The 26906-nt window shown below is 49.8% G+C and carries 27 protein-coding genes; 20 read left to right on the top strand and 7 right to left on the bottom strand.

Features of this window, described 5'->3' with window-relative positions:
- The first annotated feature begins 110 nt into the window (after positions 1-110).
- From KI362_RS11760 to KI362_RS11745, 4 genes are all read left to right on the top strand, one after another.
- Positions 111-1658 (top strand): amidohydrolase, encoded by a 1548-nt coding sequence (locus tag KI362_RS11760; protein ID WP_374705657.1) that lies wholly within the window; start codon positions 111-113, stop codon positions 1656-1658.
- A 194-nt stretch (positions 1659-1852) separates the two neighbouring features.
- Positions 1853-2941 (top strand): ArsR/SmtB family transcription factor, encoded by a 1089-nt coding sequence (locus tag KI362_RS11755; protein ID WP_301627380.1) that lies wholly within the window; start codon positions 1853-1855, stop codon positions 2939-2941.
- Between the two features lie 15 nt (positions 2942-2956).
- The gene (locus tag KI362_RS11750) at positions 2957-3907 is read left to right on the top strand and encodes an ABC transporter ATP-binding protein (protein ID WP_301627379.1); all 951 of its coding nucleotides are present in this window, start codon (positions 2957-2959) and stop codon (positions 3905-3907) included.
- The gene (locus KI362_RS11745) at positions 3904-4704 is read left to right on the top strand and encodes an ABC transporter permease (RefSeq protein WP_212940892.1); all 801 of its coding nucleotides are present in this window, start codon (positions 3904-3906) and stop codon (positions 4702-4704) included. The genes KI362_RS11750 and KI362_RS11745 overlap by 4 nt, the downstream gene beginning before the upstream one ends.
- 78 nt (positions 4705-4782) lie before the next feature.
- On the opposite strand, the gene KI362_RS11740 is transcribed toward KI362_RS11745, so the two are convergent.
- From KI362_RS11740 to KI362_RS11720, 5 genes are all read right to left on the bottom strand, one after another.
- Entirely contained in the window at positions 4783-5757 is a 975-nt protein-coding gene (locus KI362_RS11740; RefSeq protein ID WP_301627378.1) for an aldo/keto reductase, read from the bottom strand.
- Positions 5758-5901: 144 nt separating this feature from the next.
- Complete coding sequence (locus KI362_RS11735; RefSeq protein WP_212940938.1) at positions 5902-7347, bottom strand: SpoVR family protein; 1446 nt, start codon at positions 7345-7347, stop codon at positions 5902-5904.
- An 8-nt stretch (positions 7348-7355) separates the two neighbouring features.
- The gene (gene yhbH / locus KI362_RS11730) at positions 7356-8531 is read right to left on the bottom strand and encodes a sporulation protein YhbH (RefSeq protein ID WP_301627377.1); all 1176 of its coding nucleotides are present in this window, start codon (positions 8529-8531) and stop codon (positions 7356-7358) included.
- 154 nt (positions 8532-8685) lie between these two features.
- Positions 8686-9543, bottom strand: a complete 858-nt coding sequence (locus tag KI362_RS11725; protein WP_301627376.1) for a DegV family protein — start codon at positions 9541-9543, stop codon at positions 8686-8688.
- A gap of 100 nt (positions 9544-9643) precedes the next feature.
- A complete protein-coding gene (locus KI362_RS11720; RefSeq protein WP_212940901.1) occupies positions 9644-10495 on the bottom strand; it encodes a DegV family protein in 852 nt (283 codons plus the stop codon).
- A 135-nt stretch (positions 10496-10630) separates the two neighbouring features.
- Between KI362_RS11720 and KI362_RS11715 the strand changes: the two genes are divergently transcribed.
- Entirely contained in the window at positions 10631-11005 is a 375-nt protein-coding gene (locus KI362_RS11715) for a DUF423 domain-containing protein (RefSeq protein WP_044477680.1), read from the top strand.
- Between the two features lie 269 nt (positions 11006-11274).
- On the opposite strand, the gene KI362_RS11710 is transcribed toward KI362_RS11715, so the two are convergent.
- Positions 11275-11886, bottom strand: coding sequence for a hypothetical protein (locus KI362_RS11710; protein WP_249413098.1), 612 nt, complete (start codon positions 11884-11886; stop codon positions 11275-11277).
- Between the two features lie 321 nt (positions 11887-12207).
- Here KI362_RS11710 and KI362_RS11705 point away from each other — a divergent pair, with 321 nt between their 5' ends.
- The 6 genes from KI362_RS11705 (at position 12208) to sufB (ending at position 18090) form a co-directional block, all read left to right on the top strand.
- The gene (locus KI362_RS11705; RefSeq protein ID WP_301627478.1) at positions 12208-12681 is read left to right on the top strand and encodes a Dps family protein; all 474 of its coding nucleotides are present in this window, start codon (positions 12208-12210) and stop codon (positions 12679-12681) included.
- 246 nt (positions 12682-12927) lie between these two features.
- The gene (gene sufC / locus KI362_RS11700) at positions 12928-13710 is read left to right on the top strand and encodes a Fe-S cluster assembly ATPase SufC (RefSeq protein ID WP_044477681.1); all 783 of its coding nucleotides are present in this window, start codon (positions 12928-12930) and stop codon (positions 13708-13710) included.
- Positions 13711-13730: 20 nt separating this feature from the next.
- A complete protein-coding gene (gene sufD, locus KI362_RS11695; protein ID WP_301627375.1) occupies positions 13731-15032 on the top strand; it encodes a Fe-S cluster assembly protein SufD in 1302 nt (433 codons plus the stop codon).
- Positions 15029-16243: a cysteine desulfurase gene (locus KI362_RS11690; protein ID WP_301627374.1), complete on the top strand. Its 1215-nt coding sequence runs from the start codon at positions 15029-15031 to the stop codon at positions 16241-16243. Before sufD ends, KI362_RS11690 begins: the two co-directional genes overlap by 4 nt.
- A complete protein-coding gene (sufU, locus tag KI362_RS11685) occupies positions 16243-16665 on the top strand; it encodes a Fe-S cluster assembly sulfur transfer protein SufU (protein ID WP_044477684.1) in 423 nt (140 codons plus the stop codon). The genes KI362_RS11690 and sufU overlap by 1 nt, the downstream gene beginning before the upstream one ends.
- Before the next feature lie 27 nt (positions 16666-16692).
- Positions 16693-18090, top strand: coding sequence for a Fe-S cluster assembly protein SufB (gene sufB, locus KI362_RS11680; protein ID WP_044477685.1), 1398 nt, complete (start codon positions 16693-16695; stop codon positions 18088-18090).
- A gap of 90 nt (positions 18091-18180) precedes the next feature.
- Here sufB and KI362_RS11675 read toward each other — a convergent pair whose 3' ends face one another.
- On the bottom strand, positions 18181-19230 hold the full coding sequence (locus tag KI362_RS11675; RefSeq protein WP_301627373.1) for an HD-GYP domain-containing protein: 1050 nt from the start codon (positions 19228-19230) through the stop codon (positions 18181-18183).
- Between the two features lie 260 nt (positions 19231-19490).
- Here KI362_RS11675 and KI362_RS11670 point away from each other — a divergent pair, with 260 nt between their 5' ends.
- From KI362_RS11670 to KI362_RS11630, 9 genes are all read left to right on the top strand, one after another.
- On the top strand, positions 19491-20936 hold the full coding sequence (locus tag KI362_RS11670; RefSeq protein WP_301627477.1) for a bifunctional metallophosphatase/5'-nucleotidase: 1446 nt from the start codon (positions 19491-19493) through the stop codon (positions 20934-20936).
- A gap of 104 nt (positions 20937-21040) precedes the next feature.
- Complete coding sequence (locus KI362_RS11665) at positions 21041-22129, top strand: HD-GYP domain-containing protein (protein WP_301627372.1); 1089 nt, start codon at positions 21041-21043, stop codon at positions 22127-22129.
- 93 nt (positions 22130-22222) lie between these two features.
- Positions 22223-23359, top strand: a complete 1137-nt coding sequence (gene yfkAB, locus KI362_RS11660; RefSeq protein ID WP_301627476.1) for a radical SAM/CxCxxxxC motif protein YfkAB — start codon at positions 22223-22225, stop codon at positions 23357-23359.
- Between the two features lie 19 nt (positions 23360-23378).
- Positions 23379-24752, top strand: coding sequence for a hemolysin family protein (locus KI362_RS11655; RefSeq protein WP_301627371.1), 1374 nt, complete (start codon positions 23379-23381; stop codon positions 24750-24752).
- A 123-nt stretch (positions 24753-24875) separates the two neighbouring features.
- Positions 24876-25055 (top strand): hypothetical protein, encoded by a 180-nt coding sequence (locus tag KI362_RS11650; protein WP_301627370.1) that lies wholly within the window; start codon positions 24876-24878, stop codon positions 25053-25055.
- A 285-nt stretch (positions 25056-25340) separates the two neighbouring features.
- Positions 25341-25559 (top strand): spore coat associated protein CotJA, encoded by a 219-nt coding sequence (locus tag KI362_RS11645; protein ID WP_071784154.1) that lies wholly within the window; start codon positions 25341-25343, stop codon positions 25557-25559.
- A gap of 3 nt (positions 25560-25562) precedes the next feature.
- Complete coding sequence (locus tag KI362_RS11640; RefSeq protein WP_301627369.1) at positions 25563-25838, top strand: spore coat protein CotJB; 276 nt, start codon at positions 25563-25565, stop codon at positions 25836-25838.
- Positions 25839-25900: 62 nt separating this feature from the next.
- Positions 25901-26470, top strand: a complete 570-nt coding sequence (locus KI362_RS11635; RefSeq protein ID WP_301627368.1) for a manganese catalase family protein — start codon at positions 25901-25903, stop codon at positions 26468-26470.
- Positions 26471-26486: 16 nt separating this feature from the next.
- Complete coding sequence (locus tag KI362_RS11630; RefSeq protein ID WP_301627367.1) at positions 26487-26681, top strand: hypothetical protein; 195 nt, start codon at positions 26487-26489, stop codon at positions 26679-26681.
- Positions 26682-26906 lie beyond the last annotated feature (225 nt).

Raw genomic sequence — 26906 nt, 5'->3', positions numbered from 1 at the left:
TTGTGGTAGATGAACTATATCAAACAGATGCACGCAAGGGAGAGGTTAAAGTGTCCGCAGGCACATTGTATATAAACGGGAAATGGACGAGCTTAGTTGATACCGAAGCCTTGAATGCTGCAGATGCGGTGTATGTAGAGGAAGGCCGGATTAAGGCCATTGGCAGAAAAGAGGATCTGAAGCTTCAGCTCACTGGACGTCATGTCCGGACCGTTGATTGGGAGGGCGCGGTCGTGCTGCCCGGACTGTGCGATGCCCATATGCATCTGTCGATGCATGGCATGAAGCTGGATATGCTCGATTTCAGCAGCGCTGCCTCCAAGGAGGAGATGTTGCGCCTCCTGCGTGAGCGGGCCGCATTAACGCCGCCGGGAGAATGGATCCTGGGGTTGAACTGGAACGAGAACAACTTCACACCGGCAGAAGCCCCGACGCTGGAGGAGCTGAATGCAGTCAGCGAGCGGCATCCGATCTTTCTGACGCGGACATGCTTCCATGCTTATCTCGCCAATACAGAGGCATATCATAGAGCAGGCGTTGCAGCAGACACACCCGATCCGGAGTCGGGGGCCTTTGGCCGGGATGAGTCGGGGCAATTGAATGGCTGGGTTTATGAAGAAGCATCCGCCGCCTTTACGAAGGTGCAGCCGGAGCCGGATTATGCGGTGAAAAAAGAGGCCATCCGACGCGCATGGCTCGATGCGCTGCGCCTGGGGCTAACCGCCGCGCATACCGAGGATTTGCGCTTCCTGGGCAGCATCGAGACGATGCTGCAAATCTGCCATGAGCTGCGGGAGGAGGAAGGCATCGCCTTCCGGACCCACCAGCTCATCTACTATCCGTTCCTGGCCGAGGCGCAGGAACGGGGACTGCGCGCCGGCGCCGGGGATGAGTGGCTGCGCATCGGCGCGGTCAAGCTCTTCGCCGACGGGGCGATCGGCGGCCGCACGGCGCTGCTGCAGGCGCCGTACAGCGATGCTCCGCAGACCCGGGGCATGGCGATCCACTCCGAGGAAGGGATCGCTGCCATTGTCCGCGAAGCGCGCCGGCAGGGCTTCCCCATCGCCGTGCATGCGATCGGCGACGGAGCCGCCGATCTGACCCTGCGGGCGATGGAGCAGTTCCCGCTGGCGCAGGACAGCCGGCTGCCCGACCGGCTGATCCATGCCCAGGTGCTGGATGCGGGGCTGGTGCGCCGGATGGCGGCGCTCCCGCTGGCAGCAGACATCCAGCCGCGGTTCGTGGCCAGCGATTTCCCTTGGGTGCTGGACCGGGTGGGTCCGCAGCGCACAGAATACCTGTACGCGTGGAAGAAGCTAAGCGCGGCGGGGATTGTATGCGCAGGCGGCAGCGATGCGCCGATTGAGCCATTGAACCCGCTGCTTGGAATGCATGCGGCCGTTACCCGCCGCAAGCCGGAGGAAGACCATGAGGGCTACTTGCCCGATGAGAAGCTGACGACGGCTGAAGCCCTTGCGCTATTTACGAGGGGCAGTGCCTTTGCCGCCGGAGAAGCTCGCGAGCGCGGCTCGATAGAAGTCGGCAAATTCGCCGATTTCACCGTGCTGGACCGTGAGCTTGAAGGAGATCCGCAGCAACTGCTGGATGCCCGGGTGCGAATGACGATTGTGAATGGGAAAATTGGCTATCAGGCTTAACATAAACTCTTGCTGAACTTGCTTTATGAAGAACCGGATCAGATCTTAGATCCGGTTCTTTTTTTTATAAAGATGAAGCTCCATACAATCTGGATTGACATGAAAAATAAATGATGCTAGTATGTGTTTAATTAATACTTAACTAATATTAAATAATGTTTAATAAAAATTAAATATCATAAGGAGAAGAAGATATGGAAAACGGACTCATCAAGCAAAAAATGAAATTCGGGTATTGGGAACCTCTTGAATTTATCGCAGCCCTAACGATGACCGCTAAGGCGGAGTATATTCCCGGAATAGCCCGTGAAATTCAATTCATCCCGGATCAGCAGTTTTCGGAAATGCTGGAGCAGGTTCATGCCCGGCTCTCGCCCCATATCAAGCGGGAGATGTCCCGTTACTTCGGAAAATCGATGATCTATGACCGTTTGGACGCCGTGCTTAGTCAGGTATTTTACGATGATGATGAGGTCGAGACTGCGGAAGCTTATCTGGCAAGGTATCAGGAGCAGGATGCGCTTCTTCTGGCAGCGATGCTGGCGGAATCTATGTATGCCCATGAAACGCCGGATTGGCGGGGGGAGCATCCCTTTGCCGAGGTGAGCCGAAAGAGAGAATTGTTGGTGTCCCTGGTCCAGTCCCGCTTGCTGGCGGATGAAGAATACCATGCCGAGTTGCTGGAGGCTGCGACGTTTCCCGAGGAATTCAAGCAAAGAACGCTCTTGCTGCTGCAAGCTTTTCTGGAGCATGGATTTACCCCTTTACGGGATCAATTGGGACAGCTGGGAAGAGAGGGAGCCGCTGCATTTGAGGACTATTTCCTTGCTGAGCCTGAGAAGGCCTTCCGCGAAATTGCCAATTCAGGCCCGGAACTGATCGCCAAGCCTACGCGGGTCCATGTCAGCTATATCTCACAGATTAGAGTCGACTTCCGTTACTTCAATGAGAAGGATCATCCAAGCTGGTTGATTCTAGGCCACCGCAATCATGCCTTGGCTTTGCAGCGGGAAGATAAGGGGACCGTGGAGCAATTCCTCAAGGTCATCTCCGATAAACGGCGTCTGGAGATCATAGCGTTGCTTAAACAAGGCAACCGATATGGCGGGGAGCTTGCACACCTGCTATCACTGACCCCTGCCGCGATTAACTACCATACGAACCTGCTGATTGATCTCGGGTTAATCCGGATAACCCGTGCAGACAATCGTATTTATTATGTGCTTGACCGAGACCGGCTCGGCTCATTCATGGATCTAAGTAAGGATATGCTGTTGCGGTGAAAGGGGGAGCCAATCGTGCAAGAGATACTGTATGAGGCAGAGCGAGTCAGCATGGTCTATAAAAAGGGAAAATATAAAGCGAACAAGGAGATCTCTTTGCAGATCAGACGCGGGGAGATCGTCGGGGTGCTCGGACCGAATGGCGCCGGCAAATCAACGTTAATCAAGCAACTGGTCGGTCATCTAAAGCCTACAGAGGGCAGGGTGCTCTATAAGGGGATTGATGTTTATAAGCAGACCCGAACGGTTGCCGGCCAGGTGGCTTATTTCGCCCAGGAGCCCCATGTTCTGAATGCCCTCACCGCCCGGGAGGCGCTTGTGTTTACCGGTCAACTCCGGGGAATGCCTAAATCCCAGGCTATGCGGGAGGCGGATGAGCTGCTGGAGCGATTTGAAATTCCGGAAGCAAGAGACAAACAGCTGAAGAGGCTGTCGGGAGGCCAAAAGAGGATGATCGGGATCGGTACGGCGCTGATCGGCCACTCCCCCGTCCTTATTCTTGATGAGCCTACAAATGAGCTTGATCCCGCTAAACGCCGCCTCGTCTGGGAGTTGATCAGCGAATATAATCTCGAAGGAGCTACCGTTATTCTGGTCACCCATAACGTCCTGGAGGCAGAGCAGGTCGTTGATCGGGTCGCCGTCATTAATCATGGACGCTTGCTTGCGCTAGATAGTGTGACCAAGCTCAAGCAGCGTGTGGATCAGCGGCTTAAATTTGAGATTCAAACGGCGTATGGAGCTAGTGACGATGTTGAAGAAGTCCTGAAAGGGTGGGGAATTATTCAGCGGCACGGAGCCAATCGAATGAATCTGCTGGTGAATAAAGAGGAGGCGGGAGATGTGCTGAGCATGATTGTATCCAGTGAGGAGCTGCCCATTGATGAATTTTCAGTGCTGCCTCCAAGCCTTGAAGATGTTTATTTTCATATTGATCATGAAGGTAAAGAGGGGGCGGGGGCATGAATACGTTGATGCCGTCTGCAGATACAGGGCTGCCGCGGATATCCGGTAGATTCGCTCGCTGGCGTCTGGAAGTATCCATATTGTTCCGGATTCAGTTTGCAACTGTGAAGGACAGCTGGATGTGGATTATTCTGATGGCTACGCTCTATCCGCTGGCAACTTTTCTGTTTATGCGTTTCTATACCGTGAATCCCAGCGAAGATATGATTGTTCAGATCATTGCGGGCAACCTGGTATTTGGGCTGGTTGTTATGGGCATGAATTCACTCGGGCAAGAGATTGCCATGCAGAAGCACCAGAATCACTTTACTTTCTATGCGTCGCTGCCTATATCCAAGCAGAACTTTGTGATCGCGAATCTGCTCAGGGGGCTGATGAACACGGTTCCTTCCCTGTTGATCCTGGGGGTGCTGACGCAAGTAATCTATGATATTCAGCTTACGCTGTCTCCCGGATTGCTGCCGGTCATGGTCTTGAGTCTGACAAGTGTGGTTGGCATAGGCATACTGCTCGGGTTCTGGTCGCCAACCTTTCAATTTACCAATATGCTATGCCAGGCGTTAATGATGGTCATATCCTTTCTCTCGCCGGTTATGGTGACGATGGAACAGCTTCCCCTTCCATTGCAATGGCTCGCTTATGTACTGCCTACCACGTATGCGGCGGATGCCATGCGGACCATTCTGACAGCAGGCTGGACTCCAGGGGTTATGCAGGATTGTCTGGTCATGTTAGTCTATACGCTGATTTCTCTGTTTGCCGTTCACCGGTTGATCGGGTGGCGGGTTAGCGATTAAAGCGATATGTTAGAAAATAAACGATAAAATAAGCAGCAGCCCCGGATCATTTTTGATCCAGGGCTGCTGCTTCATGTATTAAGGCAATTTTCTGCCGCGTGAGCTGATATATAGCGAGTACCATTCTTCACGGGTCAAGCGCAGCGTGGCCGCCTCCCGGCAGGCGCGGATCCGGTCGGTGTTAATCGTGCCGATCACCGGCTGGATTCCGGCAGGATGGGTCATCAGCCAGGCGAGCACAATCGCCTCGGCGGTCGCACCCTTTTCCTTAGCCAGTTGTTGAACGAGCTCTGACGTCTTCACGACACTTTCAGGCTGATCCGTGAGCGGGCGTCCGGAATAGATGCCTTGAGCCAACGGACCCCAGGATTGAAGCTGAATATTTTCCAGGCGGCAGAATTCCAGTGTTCCTTCCGGGAACACATTTTGCTTGGCTTCTTCCTGGTTAATATGCGTTCCAACCTCCAGAAATCCGAGCTTCCGCAGGCTCATTTCAAGCTGGTTCGCAACGAACGGCTCCTCGCAATAACGTTGAAGCAGCTTGATTTGGCCTTGTCCCATATTGGACACGCCGAAATGCCGAACCTTGCCTGATGCCTTCAGCTTATGGAAGGCGGATGCGACCTCCTCTGGATCCATGAGCGCATCGGGACGATGAAGGAGCAGGATATCGAGATATTCTGTGCCCAAACGGCTTAGAATACCGTCAACACTGTTCAGGATGTGCTGCTCCGAAAAATCAAAGCGGTGCGGTCCTTGCTCGTCTTCGAACCGGATTCCGCATTTGGATTGGAGGATGATCTTCTCTCGAAGCCCGGGCTGATTGCTCAGAACGCGGCTGAACACCTGTTCCGCCTTGCCGGCAGTATAAATATCAGCATGATCGAACATATTGATGCCGATGTCCAAAGCAGCCTCAACCGCTGCTTGTCCTTCTTTGTAATGCTCGTCTGTGATCGGACTATTCTTGTCCCAGTCTCCGCCCATACGCATGCAGCCAAGCACAAGCTGACTGGCGGGAATACCATGCTGCTGTAAAGGGATTGTTTTCATCGTAATCCTCCTGTTTTTTCTTGACTTCTATTATAACGCTATTCGCATGCAAAAAAAGCAGTCTGCCCCCACAAATGAGGAAAGACTGCTCGTCATCTTACCTTAGAAAAGGCGTAAGTTTGAAGAGGAACACTTCACATGTGGCTACAAAATCTTCCGATAATGCTTCTCCCCGTCATAGCTAAACAGCGCCGTTTTGCCCTCCACCACGGTCTGCAAGTGGATGCTCTTGCCCCATAGGCGGTAGACGTGCGGCAGGGTTCGCTCCAGGTATTTCAGATCCAGCTCAATGCCCTCGTACTGGTGCTTAAGAAGCAGCTCGCCGGCTCGTTGATAATCGCCATCCGCTACGACGATGTAGGGAGAACCGCCGTTTACCTTGGACAAGGCAAGCTGATCGCGGACATGCTCCCAGGACTTGTCGGTGATCTTCCACTCCGGCCCTTGCTTCTCGAAAATGTATAAATCCAGGTCACGCACCAATTCCTTAGTTAAATAACTGCGAAGGAAGGAAATGTCCGAATCCAGCTCCCGGACCTCGAATATTTTCTCGCGTCCCTTCCCGGGCTCGCGTCCCAATCGCACCTGCTCCTCCTCGGTAGGACGGTCCCAGCGGCGTTCTATATCCTCAAAAATCTTCAGTCCAAGATAGTACGGATTGAGGCTTTGCTGGGAGGGCTGAACGACGGATGCATTTAGCTTGGCAAATTCAATCGTCTCCTCGCTGGTCAAATCCATTTCCCGAAGGATGCGCTGATGCCAATACGAAGCCCAGCCTTCGTTCATGATCTTTGTCTCCATCTGCGGCCAGAAGTAGAGCATCTCCTCCCGAAGCATGCTCATGATGTCCCGCTGCCAATCTTCGAGCGCTTCCGAGTATTCCTGAATGAACCAGACGATATCCTTCTCCGGCTTGGGCGGGAAGCTTATGGAGACATCCGGCCCTCCCGGTTTGCCGGGCGGAGATTTTGGCGTCGCCTCTTCTATAGAATCAAGGCCCCACAGATCATCATAAGGACCGCTGGGGGAGGAGCCCTGCAAGGCTTCCTTGCTCCGGCGATGCTGCTCCTCCAATTGTCTTCGCTTATCGTAGCGCATGGGGCGGATCAATTGGGGATCCACATGCTCCTGAATGCCGAGCACAGCGTCAATGAAGGACTCCACAGTTGCGGCTCCGTACTGCAGCTCGTATTTGCTGATCCGCTCCGCGGTTGCGGACATGCTCTCGACCATGTCCCGGTTCGTGTTCGAGAACCGGGCATTGTTCTTGAAGAAGTCGCAGTGGGCCAGCACATGGGCGACAATCAGCTTGTTCTGAATGAGGGAATTCCCCTCCAGCAGAAAAGCATAACAAGGATTGGAATTGATGACCAGCTCATATATTTTGCTCAGGCCGAAGTCGTACTGCATCTTCATTTTATTGAACATTTTTCCGAAGCTCCAATGACTGAAGCGGGTAGGCATACCATAGGCGCCAAAGGTATAGATGATGTCGGCCGGACAGATCTCGTACCGCATCGGATAGTAGTCCAGCCCGAAGCCGTCCGCGATCTCCATAATTTCTGCGATGGCATACTCCAGTTGCGTCATCTCATTGCTCAAGACAGCGCCCCCTTTTCCCGTTTATGGAAAAATTGCTTCAATGCACTGTATACTTCGCCCTTCTCTTTGATGACATAGTACATGAACCGGTCTTGCTTCAAATTCCGGTAGGCCGACATTAGGGTGCTGCCCCGGTTGTACTGGTTCACCTCGCCATAGCCAAACATATTGGTTCGGGACAGAAGCTCCTGAATCAGCTTGAGGCAGCGTTCATTATCAGAAGTGAGATTATCTCCGTCAGAGAAATGAAACGGGTAGATGTTATAGCTGGAAGGGGGATAGCGTTCATCAATGATTTCCAGCGCCTTCTGATAGACCGAGGAGCAGATCGTACCGCCGCTCTCGCCGCGTGTGAAGAAGTCCTGCTCGGTGACCTCCTTGGCTTCTGTATGATGGGCCAGGAAGACAATCTCTACCTTTTCATACTGTCTGCGCAAAAACCGGGTCATCCAGAAAAAAAAGCTGCGCGCGCAGTATTTTTCGAAGGTGCCCATGCTGCCGCTTGTATCCATCATGGCGATGATTACTGCGTTGGAACGCGGAATCAGGATGTCTTCCCAGGTTTTGAAGCGAAGGTCGTCCGGGGAAATGCCGTGGATGCCCGGCGTGCCCGCGGTCGCATTGCGCCGCAGATTCTCCAGAATCGTCCGTTTCTTATCAATGTTGGACATCAGCCCTTTTTTACGAACATCGTTAAAGCGGAATGAGGCAGCGTCGAGCTCCTTTTTATCCTTATCTTCAATAAAAGGCAGCTCAAGCTCATCGAATAATAGATCCTCCAGATCCTCCATGCTGACCTCTGCTTCGACATAATCAACTCCCGGCTGGTCGCCGGCCTTGTCTCCTTTGCCGCCCTTGCCGCCTTCCTTGGGGCTATCTTTTGCCAGTATATCGCCAACCTGGCTGTCGCCGTCTCCCTGACCTACATGCTTCTGTTTGTGAAAATTATGAATGAAGCGATATTCCTCCAGATTCCGCAGGGGAACCTTGATAATCTGCTTTCCGTCCGACATAATAATGTTCTCTTCCGTCACGAGGTCGGGTAAATTTTGCCTGATGACTTCCCGCACTTTCTCCTGGTGCCGCTGCTGATCCTGGTAGCCTTTGCGGTGCAGGGACCAATCCTCCTTGGAGACGACGAAATTGTACGCATTCGGATTCGTTGACGACATTGTCAGCACCTCCCCATATCATGATCTAGCGGAGTGTCTTGTAACTAAAGTATATTCGCGGGGAGGCCTGATATGTGAAAAGCCCTTCGCAGCAGCCGCGGAATCTGGAGCACCGCAGGCTGCCGTGAAGGGCAGAGGAGAAGAACATTTTACATTATTGAGGTATGGACTTCGTAAACAGAATGCCGATGGTCTTGGCTCCGCAATGGCTGGAAATGACGCATCCCGCATTGGATATGGCGATCTCTCGGGCTTGGGTTGCAACAGCAAGCGCAGCCTTCAGCTGTACCGCATCCTCGTCAGCCAAGGAATGCGTAATAAAAATGAGATCATTGTCCATTTCCGGAATCCGGGCCAGTGCGTTCTGAAGCAGCTGATCCATCGCTTTCTCCCGGCTGCCGCGCACTTTATAGGCCGGAGTCATTTTACCGTCGATTACCTTGATTACAGGACGGATTCGCAGGAGGCTGCCGACCAGATTCTGCATGCCGGAGCAGCGCCCGCCCTTATATAAGTAATCCAGAGAGTCAATTACAAATTCGGTCTCGACTTGAGAGCGAACAGCTTCGAGCAAGGCCAGAATATCCGCTGCGGATTTTCCGTCCTCTGCGGCGCGTACGGCCTTCATCACCTGCAGCCCGATTCCGGATGACAGATTCAGTGAGTCAAAGACATGGACTTGTCCAACCGGGAACTCTTCTGCAGCGATGAGCGCATTCTGGTATGTCGAAGACAGCTCGGAGGAGAGGCTGATATAGATAATAGATCTGCCTTCCGCAACATAAGGCGAGAAGGCAGCTATGAAATCAGCCGGTGAAGGAGCGGCTGTCTTGGGCAAACGCCCGGTCGCCGCAACCTGATCATATAATTCGGGAACTTGAAGATCCACACCGTCCCGGTATGTAGCATCCCCGAATGTGACGTAAAGCGGTACGATTCCGATATCGTATTTTTCGATCCATTCAGGAGGAAGATCACAGGTACTATCCGCAAAAAACTTAATCGTCCCCATAAAGATGAGAACCTCCTTTGTCACAGGTCATGCGCTTAAAGTGTGTGTTCAAAAAGTCAGTTTTTCAAAAGATGACTTTTTGAACAACCTCTTAAAGGGATCAAGACTTGCGCATGTACATAATAGCTACCGTATGAGGACCGCAATGGCTGGAAATCACGCATCCTGCTTCCGCAAGCGCAACCTCGCGAACGCCGGTCTGCTCCCGCAGAATAGCAGCCAGCTTCTGGGCAGCTTCTTCGGCCATCGTATGGGCGACGATAATCAGGTCGTCATCCATGCGATCCTTCTGCGCAAGTGCATTATCCAACATTTGTTGAATGGCTTTCTCTTGCTTGCCCCGTACCTTATAGGCCGGGATGATCGTTCCGTCAACCAGCTTCAGAACGGGCCGGATTTGCAGCAGGCTGCCAATGAAATTTTGCATGCCGGAGCAACGGCCGCCCTTATATAAATATTCCAAGGTATCAATTACAAATTCTGTCTCCACTCGGCTGCGGCAGTCTTCCAACAGAGCTGCGATTTCCTTGCCGCTCTTGCCTTGCTGCGCTGCGCCGACTGCCTTCATAACCAACAAGCCGATACCGCTGCATAGATTCAGGGAATCGACCACATGGACACGCCCTTCCGGGAATTCACCAGCCGCCAGCAGGGCATTCTGATAAGTCGAAGATAAATGCGAGGAAATACTCAGATAGACGACTTCTTCACCGCGTTCGATGTAAGGAGCAAACGCATCCATAAAATCCTTCGGTGACGGAGCAGTCGTCTTCGGCAGAGAACCGATGGCGTCAACCTTGCTATACAATTGCTCCGGATTGATGTCCAGTCCGTCCCTGTAGGTATGATCATCAAAAACAACATAGAGCGGAATAATGCCGATATGATGCTCGCTGGCCCAGCCTGCCGGCAAATCAGAGGTGCTGTCCGCAAAAATTTTGACTTTTGACATACGTCTCTCCTTGCTAACATATAATCCAAATTCTATTCTAACAAAAAAGAATCCGGTTTAACATCTTTAAAATTGTGTTAGAGTAAAAGGTGAATGATAGAATCTCATACATATATTTAGGAGGTGCTTGAAAATATGGATCGGAAAATGGCGGCAATCGGTGCATTCCTCATGCTGCTCTCCGTCGCTCTCGGTGCCTTTGGCGCGCATGTGCTCGAGCCGATCATAGGAGCAGATGCAGTGGGAACTTTTGAGACCGGTGTACATTATCATATGATACACGGTATCGCGGTGATACTCGCAGCCGCAGCTTCGGGCCTGGGGGGAGACCACCATCGGCTGCGCTGGGCAGGCTGGTTATTCCTGATCGGAATCGTGCTTTTTTCCGGAAGCCTGTACCTTCTTTCAACGGCAGGGTGGAGCTGGCTAGGCCCGGTTACGCCGTTAGGCGGGGTAGCCTTCCTGGCAGGCTGGCTGATGCTTGCGCTTGGTGTGCTGAAGAAAAATTAATCAATAATAAGAATGCCCCGATATTCACATGGATGGAATACCGGGGCATTTCATATCTATATAAGTTGAACTAGAAAAATGCACAGAAAGGGCAAAAGTGTGAAGTGTGGTGAAGAAGCGAAAGCGTTCGCCTTTGTGAGTGGATGTCTACCGTATGATAACTTAGTTCAATTAAAGAAATCCGCGAACAACAGCGATCGTAAGCACACTTCACACGTTGCCTCCAGTGTACAATCCTTAGTTCAACTTTTATAGATATAATGAAGCTATTATTTGATATCGATAAAATCGATAATCTCATTTAATCTGAAGTTATACACTCGCTTCTCATCAACATGATATACATTGATTGTGGAAGTGTCGGACATGTAATTCAAGATCCTGCAAGGAATGCTCATCCGTTCACCTTTCCGATGAACAAGCAGGCGGACCAGCCGATTTTCAATAATAAATTTTTGAATCCACAATGTAAACTCTTCATTTTTGGCGAATTCGTCGAACGAGGTTTGCTTGCTGCTGTCCTGAGACAGCTCAGTCTTGACAGGATCGGAGCTTTTGCCGCTACTGGTTTTGGAGGAGGCTTTAGCCTGTTCTTCATCCTTTGCTACATTCAATCTCTTGTACGATCTGGATATGATGGATTGCTTCTTCGTCGAGAGCAGGGATTCGATAATCGTTCCAAGCTCGATCCCTGAGTTGACTTTATAATCAATAATATGTCCGCTTTGATTGAGTGCCTGCAGCAGAAATTGCAGTGCTTTGGCGTTGGTCTCGCTGCGGACTAGAATTTCAACGTTGAACAAGAAGCCAAGATCTTCCTTTGTGCTTGCTGCCTTCGCTGTATTGCCTTCTTTTGAATTGTCACTCTTCTGATTTTCCATATTGCCCCCAGCATTCTTGATAGGTTTCGCATTCAATATCATAGCACCAGTGACAGGACATTCCTAGTCCTTCGACGATCAAATACAAAAAAATCAAGATGTTTCTTACTATAAATAGTTTTGAGTGGATTACTCAACAATATTCGTTTTGATTCAGCACCTTTCTTACGATTTTATCTGAAGGATGTCGGATCGTATTTTTCTTTTCCAACGGAAATGGAGTATAATATTGACAAGGATACAGCTTGTTTAAGCTCAACCTTGTACGGGTATATTTACACTATTGAGCTCTTGATTATTATCGAAAGCGAGGGGTTTGAAATGGCTAAAGCCGATGCAAAATCTTCAAGCAAAACGAAACAATCAAGTCTGGAGCAAGTGCTTAATGAACAGGTGGCGAACCTGAATGTTCTTTATGTGAAGCTGCATAATTATCACTGGTATGTGAAGGGTGAGAATTTTTTCACCTTGCATGAGAAATTCGAAGAATTGTATAACGATGTTACTCAAAAGATGGACGCCGTTGCCGAGCGCTTGCTTACGATCAAGGGGAGTCCTTCGGCAACCCTTAAGGAATACCTGGAGCTTGCAACGATTCAGGAAGCAAGCGGTCAAGAAGACGCACGGACAATGGTGCAACAACTGATTGAAGATCTGGCTACTCTTTCAGAATCATTCCTTGAAGGGATTGAGCTTGCCGACAAGGAAGGCGATGAACCAACAGCAGACTTGCTGACTGGCTTCAAGGGCGATGTCGAAAAGCATATGTGGATGCTGAGATCTTATCTCGATTAACTGCAGAGTGAAGGACCTGAAGATGGCTTGGCCGATATGGTCAGGCCTCTTCTGTTAATCGACAAGATCCTCTGGGACTCTGTCTAGTTTCGTTGATTAAGCAGGTAAAGTAGGTTAGAATGTTATATGAGTAATTGATAATCAATGATAATCATCTAGAATTATTCTAATTTGATAATCATTATGTTATAATGGCATCAAATTGTAAAGGATAGCTCAAATGATGAATGAAGGGAGCAATAAGGCATGGCAACGAGTTTTGTTGTAGAAGGATTGAAAGCAGAAATCGAGGGGAAAGAGATTCTGAAAGGGATCGACCTTGAAATAAAAGGCGGAGAGATTCATGCGATCATGGGGCCGAATGGAACAGGCAAGAGTACGCTGGCTTCTGCATTGATGGGTCATCCGAAGTATGAAGTAACCGATGGTAAGGTAACTATCGACGGTGAAGATGTGCTGGAGATGGGTGTCGATGAACGCGCATTGGCAGGATTATTCCTTGCTATGCAATATCCGAGCGAGATCGCGGGTGTAACCAACTCCGACTTCTTGCGCAGTGCGATCAATGCACGCCGCGGAGAAGGAAATGAAATTTCCCTGATCAAATTCATACGTCAAATGGAAACCAAGATGAAAGAGCTTGAGATCAATCCTGAGTTCGCTCATCGTTATTTGAATGAAGGCTTCTCCGGCGGGGAGAAGAAGCGGAACGAAATTCTTCAGATGATGATGCTTGATCCGAAGATCGTTATTCTTGACGAAATCGACTCCGGTCTTGATATCGATGCGCTCCGCATTGTTGCGAACGGTGTTAACGCCATGCGCAGCGAAGAACGCGGCTTCTTGATCATTACGCACTACCAGCGTTTGCTTAACTATATTACTCCGGACTATGTCCATGTCATGATGCAAGGACGTATTGTGAAATCCGGCGGACCTGAGCTTGCCGAACGTCTGGAACGTGACGGTTATGATTGGGTGAAGGAAGAACTCGGTATTGTGGATGAAACTGTAGGCCAAGAAGCCTAATCGGAAGGAGGAGAAGCAAAATGACGACACAAATCGTTCTTCCGGTCAATCCGGAACAACTGCGGAGCTCTTCTTCGGGCAGCGGTGAGCCGGCTTGGCTTACAGACAGCAGAGTAGATGCGCTGAAGCTTGCCGCCGATCTGGAATTGCCTACATTGGAAAAGACAAAGATTGAACGGTGGGACCTGAACCATTTTGGCTCATGGACCTCCTCCGCTCCCGCATTAAAGGAGCAGCTCCCGGAGCAGGTAGCATCATTCGTAAATCTGCAGGAGAACAGTAATTTGCTGGTTCAGCAAAATCATGCGATTGTATTTGCGCAGCTGAGCGCTGATTTAGTTGAAAAAGGCGTTATTTTTACAGACCTGCAGACAGCGGCGCGTGATCATGAAGATCTGGTGAAGCCCTATCTTCATTCGATCATTAAGCCGGAGGAGAACCGTCTAAGCGCTCTGCATAGCGCGCTTTGGAACGGCGGCGTATTCCTCTATGTACCCAAAAATGTGGAAGTCGATATTCCGCTGCAAAGTATTTTCCTGATCGACAGTACAGAGACCGTATTCGCACCTCATGTGCTTATCGTGGCTGGGGAGAACAGCCGGGTAACTTACGTCGATAATTATATTTCCGGAGACTATAGCGAAAGCATTGTGCATAACGGTGCGGCTGAGGTCATCGCCAAGGATGGCGCCAAGGTGCAATTTGCAACGGTCCATCACCTGAATGCAACGACAACCGATTATACGATCCGCCGGGCTATGCTTGGAAACGATGCGAGCATCGAATGGATTGTAGGCGAAATGAATAGCGGGGATTCAGCCAGCGAGACCTTGACGATTCTGAAGGGCAATGGCTCGAATTCCGATGCGAAGGTCATTGCGGTTGGCTCCGGCTCCCAACGCTTGAACTATACCACCAAAGCAGTTCACTTTGGCAAAAGCTCTGAGAGTCAGATGATTACCCGTGCGGTCATGCGGGAGCAAGCATCGGCCATCATCAACGGGATCACCAAGATCGAGAAGGGCGCAACCAAGGCGGATGGACAGCAGACTGAAAAAGTGCTGATGCTCAGTCCTAAAGCACGCGGGGATGCAAACCCGATCCTTCTCATTGACGAAGACGATGTAACGGCGGGGCACGCAGCATCGGTTGGACAGGTGAACCAGGAGCAGATTTATTACCTGATGTCGCGCGGTATTTCCCGTGAGCAGGCGGAGCGCCTGATTATTTACGGCTTCCTTGCTCCGGTCGTATCAGATATTCCACTGGAGCAGCTGCAGCAGCAATTGCAGGGATTAGTGGAAAGGAAGTTAGGCCAATGAATGCGGAACTGATTAAATCCCAGTTTCCAATTTTGAATCAGAAAATAAACGGGCACCCGCTGGTCTATCTGGACAGCGCGGCAAGCTCCCAGAAGCCGAAACAAGTACTTGAGGCTGTTCAGGCGTATTATGAGCACGACAATGCCAATGTGCATCGCGGAGTTCATACGCTGGGCAGCCGGGCTACCGATGCTTATGAAGGGGCTAGAGAGCGTGTTGCCCGTTTTATTGGGGCGGCCAAGACGGAGGAGATTGTTTTCATGCGCGGAACGACCACTGCGCTGAATCTGGTGGCCTCCTCCTATGGCCCGTCAGTGCTTGAAGCCGGAGATGAGATCGTAATCACTCCAATGGAGCACCACAGCAACCTGATTCCATGGCAGCAATTAGCCAAGCGAACTGGAGCTGTGCTGAAATATATTCCGCTGCAGCCGGACGGTCATGTCGAGCTTGAGGATGTAGAGAAGACCGTGACCTCCAAGACGAAGATTGTCTCAATGGCTTATGTGTCGAACGTGCTTGGCGTAGTGAACCCTGTCAAGGAGATTGCGGCTATTGTTCATCGCCACGGCGGTGTGATGGTCGTCGATGGCGCTCAAAGCACGCCTCATATGAAGGTGGACGTCCAGGATTTGGATTGTGATTTCTATGCCTTTTCCGGTCATAAAATGTGCGCGCCGACTGGAATTGGAGTACTATATGGAAAGAAGCATCTGCTGGAATCGATGGAGCCGATTGAATTCGGCGGCGAAATGATCGATGATGTCGGCCTCTATGATTCGACATGGAAGGAGCTGCCTTGGAAATTTGAAGGCGGGACGCCGATCATCGCCGGAGCGGTAGGTCTTGCCGCTGCTATCGATTTTCTGGAGGAAATCGGTCTGGATGAAATCCACCGTCATGAGACAAAGCTTGCTGCGTATGCCATCGGGCGATTGTCAGAGATTGATGGCTTGACGCTGTACGGTCCTCGGGAGCGTGAGGTCGGATTGCTGACATTCAATCTGCTCGACGTTCATCCGCACGATGTGGCTACTGTCCTTGATACGATGGGAATTGCAATCCGTGCAGGACATCATTGCTGCCAGCCCTTGATGCGTTGGCTGCAAGCAAGTTCAACGGCAAGAGCCAGCTTGTACATGTACAACACGGAGAAGGATATTGACCGGCTTGCGGAAGCTTTAATCCAAGCAAAGGAGTACTTCGCGTAATGCAACTGGATGATTTGTACCGCCGTGTTATTATGGATCATTATAAAAACCCGCGCAATCGCGGAAAGTTTGAAGAAGGAGCCTTGACGATCGATCTGAACAATCCGACCTGCGGGGACCGGATCTCGTTGCAGCTTCAGGTTGAGGACCACGTCGTCAAGAACGCCAGATTCACAGGGGAAGGTTGCTCCATCAGCATGTCCTCGGCTTCAATGATGACAGAGGCGGTCAAGGGCCGTACTGTCGAAGAGGCATTGGAGCTGGCGGACCGATTCTCTAGCTTAATGAAGGGCGAACCGGTTGAGTTTGATGATTATGAAGATATCGAAGCACTGTCAGGCGTGAATAAATTTCCGGCCCGGATCAAATGCGCCACCCTTGCGTGGAATGCACTCAAGAAGGGTATGGAACAGGAAAGCTAATCATTATTTTGAAGGAGGTAAGGCACCATGGCTAAAAAGGCCCCTGAGATGGAGGAGTATAAATATGGCTTCCGTGACGAACACAAGGCGGTGTTTCAAACCGGAAAAGGGTTGACCCGCGAAATCGTGACGGAGATTTCTCGCATCAAGAATGAACCGGAGTGGATGCTGAACTTCCGGCTGAAATCCCTTGAGCAATTCGAAAAAATGCCGACACCGCGTTGGGGCGGGGATTTGGATGAGCTGGATTTCAATGATATTCAGTATTATGTAAGACCTTCCGAGAAGCAAGGCAAGACCTGGGAAGAGGTGCCTGCCGAGATCAAGGAGACCTTTGACAAACTGGGGATCCCTGAGGCGGAGCAGAAGTTCCTGGCCGGGGTATCCGCGCAGTATGAATCCGAGGTCGTCTATCACAGTATGCAGAAAAACCTGGAGGAGCAGGGCGTAATTTTCATGGATACGGATACGGCTCTGAGAGAGCATCCGGAGATTTTTCGCGAGTATTTCGCAACGGTTATCCCTCCTGCAGATAATAAATTCGCCGCGCTGAACAGTGCCGTTTGGTCCGGAGGCAGCTTCATCTATGTGCCTAAGGGTGTTAAATGTGAAGTGCCGCTGCAAGCCTATTTCCGGATTAACTCCGAAAATATGGGACAATTCGAGCGCACACTGATCATCGCCGATGAGGACAGCTTTGTGCATTATGTAGAAGGCTGTACCGCTCCGATTTACAGCACGAACTCGCTGCACAGTGCGGTTGTAGAGATTATCTGCAAGAAGAACGCGCGCGTGCGCTACACGACGATCCAGAACTGGGCGCCGAACATTTACAACCTGGTTACCAAGCGTGCGGTTGCTGAAGAGAATGCGACGATGGAATGGGTTGACGGTAACATTGGCTCCAAGCTGACGATGAAGTATCCTGCCGTTATCCTGAAAGGACGCGGCGCGAAGGGCAGCGTGCTGTCCATCGCAGTGGCCGGTAAAGGCCAGCATCAGGATGCCGGAGCGAAGATGATTCACCTGGCGCCGGATACTACATCCACGATCGTCTCCAAGTCGATCAGTAAGCACGGGGGTAAGGTAACCTACCGCGGACTTGCTTCCTTCGGCCGTCAGGCGGAGGGTGCGAAATCCAACATCAAGTGCGATACGCTTATTCTGGATAACCAATCCACCTCCGATACGATTCCGTACAATGAAATCATGAATGATAACATTGTGCTGGAGCATGAAGCGACGGTGTCCAAGGTGTCGGAGGAGCAGTTGTTCTATCTGATGAGCCGCGGGCTGTCCGAAGCGGAAGCAACCCAGATGATCGTCATGGGCTTCATCGAGCCGTTCACGAAAGAGCTGCCAATGGAGTATGCGGTCGAAATGAATAGATTGATCAAATTTGAAATGGAGGGCTCTATCGGTTAATACCCGAATGCAGTCCGAAACTATAAAAAACGTGTCCTCCCCTTATCTCGACGGTTGAGATAAGCGGGGGACACGTTTTTATCATAGAGCTTACAGATACACTTCGGTAATCGCGATATCTCTCATCTTCGAGAGATCGACAAACCGGGAATCAGCCTTCACCAGCGGCCGGAAGAAGTCTGATTGATTGGTCATTACAATCGATCCGATCTCCCCGGAGCTGAGCAATACTTTCTTGCCGATAAAATTCGGTATTAGATGATTGATCAGAACTTGAGTCGGTTCCGGGCTAAGCTTGCCGAAGCTGAGCTCGTTAAGCTCTCTTAGCACCGTTAACAGTTCTTTCTTGGATTGATAGATCCGGTTGGAGGTCATCGCTGAATATACGTCCGCCACCGCGGCGATCTTGGCAAAAGGGTGGATCTCACTCCCGTGAAGACCTTTGGGGTACCCTGAGCCGTCTTCCCGTTCGTGATGCTGCAAGGCGATGAGTGCCGAGAGCTCGTCCCCTGTAGAGTTCAGAATAATCTCATGACCGTAGGTGGTGTGAAGTTTAATCTCTTCAAATTCCTCCGGAGTAAGCTTGCCGGGCTTATGTAGAATGTCTTGCGGGATCTTGCATTTCCCGATATCGATCAAATAACCGGCTTTACCTGCCAGGTAAGCATCTTCTTGGGGGTAACCGAGCCAAATGGCAATATAATAAGAGAGCATTCCAACCTGAAGCGAATGATTATATGTATAGTTATCGTTGTTGTCGTTCAAGAGCAGCAAGAGTGAGACAACATCCTTCTGTGCAGCCAATTGATTAACGATAGGGTCGATTGTTCGATCCACCTGTTCGTTATCAAACGTTCCTTTGATAAGCACATCCTCAAATAGCGATTCAAAGCTGTCAACGGCACTGTCAAAAAGCGCTTTCATTTTTTGGACCTGCGGTGGGAATAATTCGGCCTTGGGAACTTGAACATTCACTTCATGCGGACGTATATCAATGTAATCAATGCCGTGCTGCATCAGTTTCACGATGGCTGAGCTGGATAATTCCTGATCTTTCTGAAGAATCAGGACGCCAAAATGATTGAAAACATCAGCTTCAAGCTGGTCGCCGGGTTGGATATCCATGATATGAACTCTCAAGGAAGATGACACCTCGTACTTTCCAATTTTCTTTATCATAACAGGGAGTTTCTGGATTTTCAATGAAATGTTCTTTTTAAAGGAATACCTTACATGTTTAGCCAAAGGAGCGAAGTATATAAATGCGAGTCTAAAAAATCTATAAAATAATTTATTCAAAAGACATTTTTTAAGTCTGAGGTATATAATATTTGTAGTATTCTGTAAATTGGCATTATGACAAAGTATGTTTTTTGCGACAACAAGGAGGAGTATTCATGCTGGAGGACTCAGAGCAGGATACATTACATATCGCTTATACGAATGACATTCACAGTCACTTCTCGGCGATGGAACGAATTGCTGAAATGGTGGAGCAGCTGCGGGCGCAATACGGATCTTCATTGCTGTTGCTTGATATAGGGGACCATATGGACAGGGCAGCGGTGGAAACGGAAGGCACTTTGGGTCAAGCCAATGTAGATATGCTTAACCTGACGGGATATGACGCGATTACGATTGGTAATAATGAAGGTTTGACGTTTACTTTGGAAATGCTTCAGCAGGCCTATTCCGGTTTAATCTGTCCTGTTGTATGCGGTAATTTCCGGGAATATGCTACTGGCGAACCCCCGTCCTGGATGAATGAACGGCTTATTATTGAACGCGGAGGCATGAGGATCGGTCTAATCGGAGCTACGGCTGCTTACCCTCTTCTCTATAATCTGCTTGGCATTGAAGCTATGGATCCCATTGCAGCGATTGCTGCCGAAGTAAGACAAATGCGAAGCGAAGTGGATCTTATTATCGTCATGTCCCATCTGGGACTGCAGGTAGATGAAGAAATGGCGGCAAGGATTCCGGGGATCGATTTGATACTTGGCGGGCATACCCATCATTTGCTGGAGGTTCCGCTTGTTATCGGGGACACGACGATCTCTGCTGCAGGAAAATACGGACAGTATCTGGGGCTCATAACGATTACCCGAAGCAAGGCTACCGGAAAACCCGTTGTAACCGCGGGGCGTTGTATTCCCGTAGATGAGGGTGCCGGAAGTGAAGCTATCAGACAGGCGCTTGAAATTCATCGAGCGGCAGCAGACGAACGAATGAATACTGAGATTGCGTATACGGACAGAAAGCTTGAATTGGATGAGAAGTATGAGTCGGAATCCCCGTTTGCTAATTTTCTTGCCCAGGCGGTCAGAAGACATACGGATACAGAAATTTCGTTGGTTAACAGCGGGCAACTGCTGGGGGAATTACCTCAGGGCGAGATTACATGGGGAATGCTGCATCAATTGTGTCCGTCTCCGATTAATCCTTGCCGCCTGCTCCTTACCGGGGAGGATATTCTGTATACGCTGGAGCAGTCGCTGCTGCCGGAGTGGACCGGACGAGCCATTACGGGTTTTGGTTTCCGCGGAAAGGTACTGGGAGGAATTTGCGTTGATGGGATGGAGATAATATACGATCCGTCCAGGGAGCCTTACCAGCGGATCATTCAGGCTAGCATCCAGGGGGTTCCTCTTCGACAGGAGCAGACCTATGCCGTAGGAACCTTGAGCATGTTTACCTTTGGCAATGGTTACGAGCGGATTAAAACGGGTAAAGACATCGTGTATATGCTTCCCGATTTTTTGCGGGATTTGCTTAGACATGAGCTTCAGGTCCCGGGTGCCCTCGAACAATGTCGATTAAATCGGTGGATACCGCTCGGAAAATAAATAAGTTCGTCGGATTTTATTTTAATACAGGATGATGTATTGTATAATTAATCGAATTTTTATTTTTACATTTTGTAATTTCGGAGAGACGGAAGTGGTTTTAGTTGCGCTTGTTACCAGTCAGTTCGTTACAACCCGGCATGCGTTTGGGAAAGAAGATATATAATGAAGAGGGAATTATCTTACTCTCGGAAAATGCAGAACTGAATGATGTAATTATTCGCCGAATGCAATTGCACGGGTTGGATTATGTTTATATCTCTGACCCTCGTACGGATGATGTTGTTGTTGAAGATATGATCGAGGAGAGTACGCGGCGCAAGGCTCTTCAGGATATTCGCGATACCTTCCGCAAGCTCTCGGAGCCTTCTGTCAAAGGGATGGTCTACCCTTATTTGGGGAAGACCTTTACCGGTTTGGTCGAAACTGTCATGGATGATCTTCGCGGCCGTGAGGATACCATGATTATGATGATGAACATCAACAGCATGGATCATTATTTGTTCCGCCATTCCCTGAATGTCTGTATCTATTCTTTAGTGCTTGGACTTGTGCAAGGATACACCAAGGATGAGCTTACCTTGCTAGGGCTAGGCGCTTTGCTTCATGATATCGGAAAGACAAAGATCCCTTTGTCCATATTGAATAAAACATCAGCCCTGACAGATGAAGAGTATAATGAAATCAAGAAGCATCCGGAATTGGGCTACAAGATTCTCAAGGATGAGCCCGGAATCTCTCTTAAATCTGCGCATTGTGCGTTTCAACATCATGAGAGACTGAACGGGAGCGGTTATCCGCGCGGGCTGAAGGGCGACGAAATTTCGGACTTTGCCCGTTTGATTGCGATTACGGATACCTATGATGCCATGACTACGCACCGGGTATATCGTTCCGCAATGCTTCCGCATGAGGCCCTCGAAGTGCTGTATACAGGCTGTGGTACGCTGTACGAAAAATCAAAGCTGGAGCTTTTTCGGAATCATGTGGCTATTTATCCGCTTGGAATTACTGTGACCCTGAACACGGGAGAGACGGGAGTCGTGGTCAAAATTCATAACGAGTTTCCAAGCAGGCCTGTTGTTCGTATCCTGGCGGATGCGGACGGAGTAGAACTGAAGGCTCCTTATGATTTCGACTTGCTGGAAAGTATGACGACAATCATTAAAAAAGTTGATGAAATTGAGCTATAGTTTTATGCCGACGGATTCGCACTCTCTAAGGTGCGTTTCTTCTTTTTTTGGAGTATGAACTATTGGGGTAATGGAGGAGAATACAACATGAATATGAATCGATACGCAGGATTGGCAGCCGTTGATTCTGCAATCGGTCCCGGCCGAGACCCTTGGGATCCGATCCATTCATTAAGAGCCTATGGCAGGCACAAGCTTACCAGTGTAGAAATGACCGTAACCAATCTGTGCAATATGCGGTGTGAGCATTGTGCGGTTGGAGACAGTCTCGTGTTTAAAGAGCCGGAGCATATTCCCCTGGAGCTGATGCTGAATGCGCTGGATCAGGTTGAGCATTTGCAGACGATCAGCATTACGGGAGGAGAGCCTTCTTTTCGCCGAAAAACAGTGGAGGAGGTTATTCTTCCGCTTCTGAAGTACGCCAAATCCAAGGGGATACGCTCGCAAATGAATTCTAACCTGACGTTGGATTATGAGCGATATGAGCCGCTCCTGCCTTATCTTGATGTTATGCATATCTCATTCAATTACACGAGTGCCCGTGATTTTCATGAGGTGGGCTTTGCCCGGAACCCTCACCCGGTAAATGAAGAAGTCGCCCACAAAATGTATAATAAGATGATAGATAATACGTGCAAGCTAAGTGAAGCCGGGATGTTCATCTCGGCGGAGTCGATGATCAATTATCGCACCCATCGCAAGCTTCCGGAGATTCACCGACTCATTGTCGAGATGGGATGTCAGCGGCATGAGGTACATCCTATGTACGCTGCTGATTTTGCGGAGAATCTGCCAAAGCTCAGCCTTGATGAAATTCGGTGCGCCATTACGGACTTGCTGGATGCAAGAGATCCGGAGCTGTGGATGCTGTTCGGTACCTTGCCTTTCTTCGCCTGCAATGACCAAGCATCCGATGCTGAGCTGCTGAGAAGGCTCCGGACGGAGAAGAATGTAACGGTTCGCAACGATCCGGACGGACGCAATCGTGTCAATGTGAACATGTTTACGGGAGAGGTCTTTGTCACAGATTTCGCAGCGATTCCTTCCTTCGGCAACATTAAGGAGCGCCGGCTGGATGATATTTTCGATGACTGGCTTGACAAGCATCCGCTGAATCAACGGGTCAATTGCTATTGTGAGGCGGCTGGCTGTTGCGGGCCGAATCTTCTCGTTGCAGATATGTATTATAACAACGTAGATTTCAAGACACGCAAGGCGATTACTCTATAGAAAAGAGGTCCTCTTCAATATGCAATATGCCATAGCCAATGCTCATGCAGATTTCGAGATGGGGAGACTATTCCTCAACCTGCTAATCGTTTTTGTTCTGGTTATGCTAAATGGCTTTTTTGTAGCTGCCGAGTTCTCCCTTGTCAAAGTGCGCCAGTCCCGGCTGACACAGTTGGTGACGGAGGGGAATCGCAGGGCAGTGTATGCTTTGCGAGTCAATAAAAAGCTGGATGCCTACCTGTCAGCCACCCAGCTTGGCATTACTCTGGCTTCACTAGGACTTGGCTGGGTCGGCGAGCCTGCCGTATCCGAGCTGTTGATTGAGCCATTATTACATGAATTCGGCGTGAGTGATCCAACATTGATCTCTACGGTATCGGTTGCGCTGGGCTTTGCTATCATCACTTTTCTACATATTGTAATCGGCGAGCTTGCTCCAAAGTCTCTAGCGATCCAAAAGTCGGAGACGACTTCTTTGTGGCTATCCGCTCCGTTGCTTTATTTCTATAAGCTGTTCCTCCCGGTCATCTGGTTGCTTAATTCAGCCGCTAATGGCATTCTGCGATTAGTCGGGATTCAACCGGCCGGTGAGGGAGAAGCCGCACACTCCGAAGAAGAAATTCGGATTTTGATGGATCAGAGCGCTCGAAGCGGTGTCATAGATCAAGAGGAAATGAAGCTGATGGATAACATATTTGATTTCTCGGATATGCTGGCCCGGGAGGTTATGCTGCCAAGAACGGATATGGACTGCTTGTATACGAACCTGACCTGGGAAGAGAACTTGAAGATCGTATCGGATACCAAGCATTCTCGCTATCCGGTCGCAGTGGAGGACAAGGATCAGATTATCGGGTTCGTCCATATCACAGACCTGCTGCTTCCGGAGAATGGAAGACCGCTGAATCTGGCGGATATTGTCCGGCCCATTCTGAATGTGCCGGAATCCATGGAAGTTAGCCAAGTCCTTCGCCTGATGCAGAAGAAGCATTCTCAAGTAACGGTTGTCGTGGACGAATATGGGGGGACGGCCGGCCTTCTAACTGTCGAGGTTATTCTCGAAGAAATCGTCGGCAATCTCTACGATGAGTTCGATGTTGAACGTGAAGAGGTAGAAGTGATTGGGGAGGGGATTTACTCAGTCGATGGGAGAATGCTTCTTTCGGATGTGAATGAGCTTGCCCATATATCTATTGAAGATAATGAGGTGGATTCGATTGGCGGCTGGCTGTTTAAGGAACTGGACGGAACACCTGCAAAAGGAAAGAAAAAGACTGTCGATGATGTGATACTGGAGGTAGCGGAGGCCGGACGCCTTCGGATTACCCGGGTAATAATTACGAAGAATCGAGCGGACGAGGAGTCCGGACAATCTACAACGGATGAGGAATAACATAGCAAGCCTTCGGCATGTAAACAGCCGAAGGCTTGCTTTTTTATTAATGGCTTAAGCCGGTTGAGTTCGCTCAGCGTGCGAAACAGAACACGAGCCACTATGCGGGCGGAGGAACAAAGGTTGAACCAACAGGATCATTGCTCCAGTTTAGATGAAGCCAGAAATGTAACGGACATTTTGGCTGCTAGGATAGGTGATGCCGAGGTTTTAGTTGCACTTCTACGATTCGTCGTCAAGGTGATCCAGCATTCAGCCAACATGGGCTTTAATGAGCTGAAGCAACCAGCAAGCGCAAAATAGACGAACCTCCATTTTGCGTGTGAAATTTTCAGCCCGGTGACGGGTGAAGACGACTCACTCCTGAAGAGGATGGGGAACTGACGAAGGAAAGTCGTGTGAAAGTCGTGTGAAAGCCGTGTGCGGGAATATCCGTATGCACGGTTTGACGGGGAGTCCGGGGGAATAATCCGCCATCTTACTCTACCAGTAACGAAAGAAAATATTCCGATTCATTGGTTCAGTTTCTAGGCGAACATCATATGTTAAACAAGAGAAACGGAAAACGATGAGAAGGAGGTACTTCATTTGAGTCATCCCCAAGAACAGACGTGGGTTCCGTTCATTGGTCCCTTTGATCCTTGCCCTCCAATCCTATGCAAAACATATAGCACTCCGCCGCAGTTATTTATGACGTTTCAGCCCCCTAATTTACCCCAGTTCAGCCCGGAGGAAGCATTGCGCCATGGCACGCTTTGGCCTGCGTTGTACAGTCCCTATGAATCCCGCTGGGGGAAAGGACGGTGAATTATGAATTCAACATCAAAGCCGCATTGTGATCCTGAATTTTATGAAATGCTGGAGAAGCTGCAGGCACTCGATTTTGCATTAGTGGAGTTGAACCTTTACCTGGATACCCATCCCGATGATTTGGCTGCGATTCAACAATTCAACCAGTTGACGCAGGAGCGGACCATTTTGGCGAATCAATTTCAATTGCTGTATGGGCCTTTGCAAAATTTTGGCCGTGCCTATTCCAAATTCCCGTGGGAATGGTCGAAGGTCCCTTGGCCATGGCAGGTCTAGTCTGTGCTGCAGTGCGGGAAGCGCCATGCTGATCATCAGCCAAAGGAGGTAATGAATAAGCGATGTGGGTATATGAGAAAAAATTGCAGTACCCGGTCCGCGTAGGAAAATGCGATATTCGCATGGCTAAATATCTGGCCGAGCAATACGGAGGGGCTGATGGGGAACTGTCGGCGGCCCTGAGATACTTGAATCAGAGGTACACGATACCGGATAAAGTTATAGGACTTCTGAATGACATAGGTACAGAAGAATTTGCCCATCTCGAGATGATTGCCACGATGATCTATAAGCTTACGAAGGATGCGACTGTAGAAGAGCTCGATGCAGCAGGCATGGGGGCTTACTATGTCAGTCATGACAGGGCGTTATTCTATCAGAATGCAGGCGGTGTTCCCTGGACAGCAACGTATATTCAAGCTAAAGGCGATCCGATTGCCGACCTGTATGAAGATATTGCGGCGGAAGAGAAAGCACGGGCTACATACCAGTGGCTAATTGATATGACCGATGACGTCGACTTACAGGACAGCCTGAAATTCCTGCGGGAACGGGAAATCGTTCATTCGCTGCGCTTCCGTGAAGCCGTAGAAATATTGAAGGATAATCGGGATCAGAAGAAATTTTTCTAGAAATAGGGGATATGAGATGGCCAAAAATAAACGTGGAAAATCATTATGGACGCTTCCTTCCAGAGGCCGCGGCACCTGCCCGGTATGCGGAAGCACGCGAATCAAGCTGCTGTACACGAAGACAACCAGCTCCGGCCAGCCCTTGAAGGTGTGCAAGAAATGCTTCAATGCCACACAAGCGCGTATTGATGCGGCGCAAACCGTAGTGTGAATCATTGAACTAATGAACGTACGCAGGAGCAACGTGTGAAGTGTGGTTACTCACTTCAGAACATTTCACACTTATGCCATTTCTGTGAACCTTCTATAGTTCAACTTATATAATCAAAGAACAAGCGCCCCTCACGTATTGTGCGAGGGCGCTTATTCTGCTTTTCAAGATCATGCAACTGCTGAGTTGTATGAGAGTATCAATCTAGTATAACTGAACACGACT

The sequence above is a fragment of the Paenibacillus apis genome (genome assembly GCF_018333295.1).
GTDB classification, from domain to species: Bacteria; Bacillota; Bacilli; order Paenibacillales; family Paenibacillaceae; genus Fontibacillus; species Fontibacillus antibioticophila.
This window is presented reverse-complemented; position numbering and strand designations above follow the sequence as displayed.

Coding starts and splice junctions, on each gene's coding strand:
- KI362_RS11755 (WP_301627380.1), top strand. CDS start 1,853: ATGGAAAACGGACTCATCAAGCAAAAAATGAAATTCGGGTATTGGGAA.
- KI362_RS11745 (WP_212940892.1), top strand. CDS start 3,904: ATGAATACGTTGATGCCGTCTGCAGATACAGGGCTGCCGCGGATATCC.
- KI362_RS11740 (WP_301627378.1), bottom strand. CDS start 5,757: ATGAAAACAATCCCTTTACAGCAGCATGGTATTCCCGCCAGTCAGCTT.
- KI362_RS11735 (WP_212940938.1), bottom strand. CDS start 7,347: ATGACGCAACTGGAGTATGCCATCGCAGAAATTATGGAGATCGCGGAC.
- yhbH (WP_301627377.1), bottom strand. CDS start 8,531: ATGTCGTCAACGAATCCGAATGCGTACAATTTCGTCGTCTCCAAGGAG.
- KI362_RS11725 (WP_301627376.1), bottom strand. CDS start 9,543: ATGGGGACGATTAAGTTTTTTGCGGATAGTACCTGTGATCTTCCTCCT.
- KI362_RS11720 (WP_212940901.1), bottom strand. CDS start 10,495: ATGTCAAAAGTCAAAATTTTTGCGGACAGCACCTCTGATTTGCCGGCA.
- KI362_RS11715 (WP_044477680.1), top strand. CDS start 10,631: ATGGATCGGAAAATGGCGGCAATCGGTGCATTCCTCATGCTGCTCTCC.
- KI362_RS11710 (WP_249413098.1), bottom strand. CDS start 11,886: ATGGAAAATCAGAAGAGTGACAATTCAAAAGAAGGCAATACAGCGAAG.
- KI362_RS11705 (WP_301627478.1), top strand. CDS start 12,208: ATGGCTAAAGCCGATGCAAAATCTTCAAGCAAAACGAAACAATCAAGT.
- sufC (WP_044477681.1), top strand. CDS start 12,928: ATGGCAACGAGTTTTGTTGTAGAAGGATTGAAAGCAGAAATCGAGGGG.
- sufD (WP_301627375.1), top strand. CDS start 13,731: ATGACGACACAAATCGTTCTTCCGGTCAATCCGGAACAACTGCGGAGC.
- KI362_RS11690 (WP_301627374.1), top strand. CDS start 15,029: ATGAATGCGGAACTGATTAAATCCCAGTTTCCAATTTTGAATCAGAAA.
- sufU (WP_044477684.1), top strand. CDS start 16,243: ATGCAACTGGATGATTTGTACCGCCGTGTTATTATGGATCATTATAAA.
- sufB (WP_044477685.1), top strand. CDS start 16,693: ATGGCTAAAAAGGCCCCTGAGATGGAGGAGTATAAATATGGCTTCCGT.
- yfkAB (WP_301627476.1), top strand. CDS start 22,223: ATGAATCGATACGCAGGATTGGCAGCCGTTGATTCTGCAATCGGTCCC.
- KI362_RS11655 (WP_301627371.1), top strand. CDS start 23,379: ATGCAATATGCCATAGCCAATGCTCATGCAGATTTCGAGATGGGGAGA.
- KI362_RS11640 (WP_301627369.1), top strand. CDS start 25,563: ATGAATTCAACATCAAAGCCGCATTGTGATCCTGAATTTTATGAAATG.
- KI362_RS11635 (WP_301627368.1), top strand. CDS start 25,901: ATGTGGGTATATGAGAAAAAATTGCAGTACCCGGTCCGCGTAGGAAAA.
- KI362_RS11630 (WP_301627367.1), top strand. CDS start 26,487: ATGGCCAAAAATAAACGTGGAAAATCATTATGGACGCTTCCTTCCAGA.